Annotated in this window: 4 protein-coding genes; 2 read left to right on the top strand and 2 right to left on the bottom strand. The window is 72.3% G+C overall.

Features of this window, described 5'->3' with window-relative positions; translation table 11 throughout:
• The first annotated feature begins 608 nt into the window (after positions 1 to 608).
• Together gdhA and HCJ94_RS25125 are read left to right on the top strand one after the other, a co-directional pair.
• The gene (gene gdhA / locus HCJ94_RS25130; protein WP_168003518.1) at positions 609 to 1,946 is read left to right on the top strand and encodes an NADP-specific glutamate dehydrogenase; all 1,338 of its coding nucleotides are present in this window, start codon (positions 609 to 611) and stop codon (positions 1,944 to 1,946) included.
• Positions 1,947 to 2,074: 128 nt separating this feature from the next.
• Complete coding sequence (locus HCJ94_RS25125; protein ID WP_168003517.1) at positions 2,075 to 3,445, top strand: hypothetical protein; 1,371 nt, start codon at positions 2,075 to 2,077, stop codon at positions 3,443 to 3,445.
• A gap of 89 nt (positions 3,446 to 3,534) precedes the next feature.
• Here the strand turns inward: HCJ94_RS25125 and HCJ94_RS25120 are convergent, their stop codons facing one another.
• Together HCJ94_RS25120 and HCJ94_RS25115 are read right to left on the bottom strand one after the other, a co-directional pair.
• On the bottom strand, positions 3,535 to 4,140 hold the full coding sequence (locus HCJ94_RS25120; RefSeq protein ID WP_168003516.1) for a hypothetical protein: 606 nt from the start codon (positions 4,138 to 4,140) through the stop codon (positions 3,535 to 3,537).
• A 13-nt stretch (positions 4,141 to 4,153) separates the two neighbouring features.
• On the bottom strand, positions 4,154 to 5,938 hold the full coding sequence (locus HCJ94_RS25115) for a DUF4012 domain-containing protein (protein WP_168003515.1): 1,785 nt from the start codon (positions 5,936 to 5,938) through the stop codon (positions 4,154 to 4,156).
• Between the last annotated feature and the right edge of the window lie 62 nt (positions 5,939 to 6,000).

Genomic DNA, 6,000 nt, shown 5'->3' with positions numbered 1-6,000 from the left:
CGTGACCGCAAGGACCGGCGCCCCAGGCCGGGGGGCCTCGTGGTGCCGGGTCCAGATGCAACGACCGCCGGCCGCCATCATTCCGGGGGCCGCTCACCCTGCCACGAAGGCGGGCGCTGCTCGATCGTCCAGGTGATGTAACGACCCCGGCACCGCCACGATTCCACCCCCACGATGCCCCCGATCACACCCCCAAACCCGACACACAGCCCACCACGTGACACCGAAACCGGACACGCGGACCACGACAGCACAGCCGACACAGCGAGGTCACGGAGGAATCCGGCCCCTCCAACGGCCACTTCCCGCCAACATCCCGCCGCGCTTCCGGTCTGAGCCGGCGGGGCCGGGCGGACCGGGACCAGGTCAGGGGTGTGGCCCGCCGTGACCGGCGCAGGGATCAAGCCTGACCGCCCGAAGCCGGACACGGCGGGCCACACCCCTGACCGCAACCACAAAAAGACCCAAGCGGCCCGACCGACCGCGACCAGAGCGACCGCGAAGGATGAACCGGACAGGGGTGACGCTACGTATCCGGGGACGGTTCGGCGAAGTCGCCGACGCGGGCGGCAACGGGGCCGCCGGAGCGATCGAAGGGACGTGTCGGGATGCCGGAGACCGTCGAGACGGTGTTCGCCCGGGTGGTCACCCGGAACCCGGGTGAGCCGGAGTTCCACCAGGCGGTTCGGGAGGTGTTGGAGAGCATCGGGCCGGCCCTGGCGCGGCACCCGGAGTACGTCGAGGCGCGGATCATCGAGCGCATCTGCGAGCCGGAGCGGCAGGTGATCTTCCGGGTGCCGTGGGAGGACGACCACGGCCGGGTACGGGTGAACCGGGGCTTCCGGGTCGAGTTCAACAGCGCGCTCGGTCCGTTCAAGGGTGGGCTGCGTTTCCACCCGTCGGTGTACCTGGGGATCGTCAAGTTCCTCGGTTTCGAGCAGATCTTCAAGAACGCCCTGACCGGGCTGCCGATCGGCGGCGGCAAGGGCGGGGCGGACTTCGACCCGAAGGGCCGGTCGGACCGGGAGGTGATGCGCTTCTGCCAGAGCTTCATGACGGAGCTGCACCGGCACATCGGCGCGCAGACGGACGTGCCGGCCGGGGACATCGGGGTGGGCAGCCGGGAGATCGGCTACCTGTTCGGGCAGTACAAGCGGATCACCAACCGCTACGAGTCGGGGGTGCTCACCGGAAAGGGCCTGGCGTACGGGGGTGCGCAGGTGCGCCGGGAGGCGACCGGGTACGGCGCGGTCTTCTTCGCCGAGGAGATGCTGAAGCAGACCGGGGACGGCATGGAGGGCAAGCGGGTGGTGGTCTCCGGCTCGGGCAACGTGGCGATCTACGCGATCGAGAAGGTGCACCAGCTCGGCGGGACGGTGGTCGCCTGTTCCGACTCCACCGGGTACGTGCTCGACGAGAAGGGCATCGACCTGGAGCTGCTGCGGGAGTTGAAGGAGGAGCGTCGCACCCGCCTGGACGACTACGTACGCCATGTGCCGCACGCGGTCGCGGTCTCCGGCCGTACCGTCTGGGAGGTGCCCTGCGACGTGGCCCTGCCGTGCGCGACGCAGAACGAGATCGGCGGCGCGGAGGCCGCGGAGCTCGTCGCCGGCGGCTGCGTCGCGGTGGTCGAGGGGGCGAACATGCCGACCACGCCGGAGGCGGTACGGATCCTCGGGCGGGCCGGCGTGCGGTTCGCTCCGGGCAAGGCGGCGAACGCCGGCGGGGTGGCGGTCAGCGCGCTGGAGATGCAGCAGAACGCCAGCCGCGACTCGTGGACGTTCGCGCAGTCGGAGCAGCGGTTGCGGGAGACCATGCGGGACATCCACGCCCGCTGCTGGGCGACCGCCGAGGAGTACGGGCTGCCCGGCGACTACGTGGCCGGCGCGAACATCAACGGGTTCCGCCGGGTGGCGGAGGCGATGCTGGCGCACGGGGTGGTCTGACTAACCGGCCGGTCAGTCGTCCATTGACATCGGTGGAACGGCGCGCCTACGTTCAGTCCCTACCGGCCGGTAGCCACCGTCCCGCCCGGCTCCACCACCGGGCGGCCACCGTCCCAGAGGGAGCGCCGATGCTGTCCTCGACCGCCCGTATCCTTCGACGCCTTCTCGGCGCCGGCGTGGCCCTGACCCTGACGGTCGGGCTCGCCGGCGCCGGGCCCGCGACCGCCGCCCCCGACCGCCACGGCGACGGCACGCAGCCGCTGCCGGGCTACACGATCAGCAATCCGCCGCTCGCCCCGCTCGTGGTGGACGGCGCGCCCACCACGGTCCGGCAGGGCGTCCACCGCCACTCCGGCTACATCGTCGAGGTCCCGGAGAAGTGGAACGGCGACCTGGTGCTGTGGGCGCACGGCTACCGCGGGCAGACCACGGTGCTGTCCCCGGAGCCGCCCGGGTTCGGGTTGCGGCAGCGCCTGCTGGAGCAGGGGTACGCGTGGGCGTCCTCCTCGTACTACCGCAACGGCTTCGACATCCGGGCCGGTGTGCTGAGCACCAAGGACCTGGCCGACCACGTCCGCCGGGAGGTGCGGCGTCCGCACCGGACGTACCTGGCGGGCGCGTCGATGGGCGGCTACGTGATCGCCCGCTCGCTGGAGCAGTACCCCGGCTTCTACGCGGGTGCGCTGCCGCTGTGCGGGGTGCTCGGCGACCAGACGCTGCTGGACTTCTTCCTCGACTACAACCTGGTCGCGCAGGCCCTCGCCGGGGTCGACGCCTACCCCGTACCGGCCGACTACCTGACCACCGTGGTGCCGCGGATCCAGGTGGCGCTCGGCCTGACCGGGGTCACGCCCACCAGCCCGGGGATCACCAACGAGCGGGGTCGCCAGCTCCGAGACATCACCATCAACCGCTCGGGCGGGCCACGTCCCGGCGCCGACATCACGTTCGCGATCTGGAAGGACTTCCTGTTCGGGATCAGCGTGACCAACGGTGGTGACTCCCCCGCCGAGCGGCCCGGGCAGCTCGCCACCAACCTGTTCACCCGGTACGCGCCGAACAGCCCGGTGGACGTCGACGCCACCGTGCGGCGGGTCGCCCCGGAGAACCTGCGGCAGCGGCTGTCCCCGACCCTGACCGAGGTGCCCCGCATCGCCGGCCGGCCCACCGCGCCGGTGCTCAGCCTGCACAACCTCGGCGACCTGTTCGTACCGTTCTCGATGGAGCAGGTGTACGCCCGCGACGTCGCGAAGCACGGCCGCAGCCGGCTGGTGGTCCAGCGGGCGGTCCGGGCCGCGCAGCACTGCGAGTTCACCCCGGCGGAGGCCGGCGCCGCCTGGGACGACCTGGTTTCCTGGGTACGCACTGGCGAGCGCCCGCCCGGCGACACCGTCACCGACCCGGCGGTGGTTGCCGCGGCGGACTACGGCTGCCGGTTCAGCGACCGGGCCGCGTACGCCGCGGGCGTCGGCACCCGCCGCCTCTACCCCGCCTGCTGACAGCACCACGGGGCGGACGCCCGCCGGGAGATCGACCCGGCGGGCGCCCGCCCACGAGATGTCCGGGCCCTGCCCGGAGCACGGTCACGTCAGCGGAGGCTCCGCGTGTTGAAGCGGTGCCGCTGGCGCCACGCGAACGTCATGAGCAGCAGGACGGCACCGGCACCAACCAGACCGCCACCGACCTTCATCGGGGTGCTGGTGCTGGCACCCGTCACCGGCAGCCGGTGCTTCTTCTTCCCGAGGACGGTCACCCGCGCGGTGGCCGTGCGGCCCGACTCACCGACCGCCTCGAAGAGGTAGTGGCCGGTGTGGCGGGGCGTGTAGGTCACCTCGAAGGTGCCGTCGGCCCGGGCGCTGAACGGGCCGATGTCCGGCTCGTGGCGGCTGGGCCGGTACGCGACCGGTGTCATCGCGACCCGGTCGCCGGTGCTCCCGCGTACGGCCGACATGGCGTTGGCCAGCGGGCTCGACGACACGCGGATGACGATGCGCTCGCCGGGGTTCCAGCCCCGTCCGAACAGCGTGATGGTCTCGCCGAGGACGATCTGGGGGTCGCCCACGGACAGCTCGACCCCACCCGGTGGATACACCGGCGGTTGCGTCGGCTGCGGCTGCGCCGCCCCCGCCGCGGTCGGCATGGCCGCCACGGCCAGACCGACCGTAAGCGCCATGATGATGCGGGATAGCCGCATGATTGGTTCCCTCCTACTGGTCACAGCTTGGTGCGGTAACTACTTGGGTGGTCCATGGAGTGGCGGTGGGGGTGAGCCACAGTTCGGCCGTCCCACTGCCGGTCTTCGCGGTGTGCAGGGTCACCTCGACGGTCCGGGAGGCTCCCGGTGCCACTTCCACGCTCGCCGTGGCCACCTGCCGTTTCCGCTCGGCACCGGTTCCGACCGGAAGGTCGGTGCCGTCGAGTCGGGCGTCCTGCACGCCGCCGCCGGCCGGGCTGTAGACCGACACCAGCGTCCGGACGGTGTAGGGGTCGCCCGCCAGGCCGAGGCCGAGCACGGACTCGCTGAGCCCGCTCTTCGGCGCCGTCGAGCGCAGGGTGACCCGCAACCGCAGTTCCCTGCTCCCGTCGTCCTGGCAGTCGCCGACCGTCAGGGTCGCCTCCGGCCGGAGGTAGTAGCCCAGCTTCGCGCCGCTGCCGTCGTTGAGGAACACGCCGACCGTCGGCACGGTGTCCTTCTCCGGAAGCACCCCGGCCATCCGGCTGTCGCCGAGCGTCCGCTGCTCTTCCGGTCGGGCACTCCAGAACAATATCCGGCGTTCGGTGATACTACGGCCGAAAGCGGACAATAACCCCATTTGGTCGACATTCTTCGTGAACAGCGTGTTGAAGACCGACGCCGCCGCGGTGGCGAAGTACTCGTCCTGCTCACGGAGGCCGAGGCGTTGATAGGCCTCACTGAGCAGCGTCCGCACCACGGTGTCGGCGGCCAGCGGCACGCCGCCGGGGACCAGGACCGGGCCGGTGGCCTTCAGCAGGTACGACAGCACGACGGGGTCGACGGCGAGGACGCCGTCCACAGCCGTCCCGGTCCTGCGGCGGTACATCTCCCGGTAGAGGGCGGCCGCGGTCGGGAAGTGCGGGCTGAGGTTGACGTCGGCCGGAAAGATCCCCGGCAGGTCACCCCAGAGGGCGCGGACGTCCTCGGGGACCTTCAGCGGCTTGGTGAAGTGGCCGAGCTCGGCGCTCGTGCCCTGGCGGCCGAGCCGCACCCGCCCGCCCTCGGCGTGCAACAGGGCGTACGCGCCGATGAGGCCGCCGGTGGCCCGCAGTTCGGCGGGGTTCTGGGAGACCAGGAGGTACCGCCGCGGGCCGTCGACGCCGAGCAGCGGCGGCAACAGCCGGGTGGCCTGGCCGGCCGCGGCGGTCAGGGCGGCCAGGCGGTCGATCTCTCCCCGCAGGTCGGCCAGGGCCGCCCGGACCTGCGCGACCAGGCCGGCGGTGGGCACGTCGGCGAGGCTCGCCCGGCTCTGCCGCACGGTGGCGTCGATCACCTGGAGTTCGGTCGAGAGGGCGCGCAGCCGCTGGACGTCGAGGCGCCCCGCTCTCGGCAACAGGGTGCTCAGGTCGGTCCGGAGCAGCGACGGGAACGCCTCCCGGGCCAGGTCGTCGATGGCGACGGCGATCTGCCGGACGGCCACCAGGTTGTCCCCGGCGTACGGGGCCTGCCGGCCGAGCCACCAACCGGGGTCGCCGGTGGCCGCGCGGGCGGCGGCGGCCTGCTCCTGCAGCGCGGCGAGCGTGCGCTGGGCCCGCTCGGTGTCCCCGGTGACCACCTGGGCGCTGAGGTCACGGGCGAGCCCCGCGGCGTTCACCAGGTGGGCGCGCGCCTGCCAGCCGCGGAAGCCCACCCAGCCGGCCGAGACCAGCAGCACCGAACCGGCCACCAGGGCGGCGAGCAGCGCGCGGCGCAGGCGGGCATGCCGACGCCGACGGGATCGACCGCGCCGTCGGCGCGGTGCCTCGCTCTCCCTCACACAACACTCCGTTCCCTGGAAATCGGACACTCGGGGCGATTTCTCCGTCGTTCTTAACACGT

This window comes from Micromonospora thermarum, assembly GCF_012034245.1.
Taxonomy (GTDB): domain Bacteria; phylum Actinomycetota; class Actinomycetes; order Mycobacteriales; family Micromonosporaceae; genus Micromonospora; species Micromonospora thermarum.
Note: the sequence above shows the minus strand (reverse complement) of the source record. Positions and strands in the feature narration are given on the sequence as shown.

Coding starts and splice junctions, on each gene's coding strand:
- gdhA (WP_168003518.1), top strand. CDS start 609: ATGCCGGAGACCGTCGAGACGGTGTTCGCCCGGGTGGTCACCCGGAAC.
- HCJ94_RS25125 (WP_168003517.1), top strand. CDS start 2,075: ATGCTGTCCTCGACCGCCCGTATCCTTCGACGCCTTCTCGGCGCCGGC.
- HCJ94_RS25120 (WP_168003516.1), bottom strand. CDS start 4,140: ATGCGGCTATCCCGCATCATCATGGCGCTTACGGTCGGTCTGGCCGTG.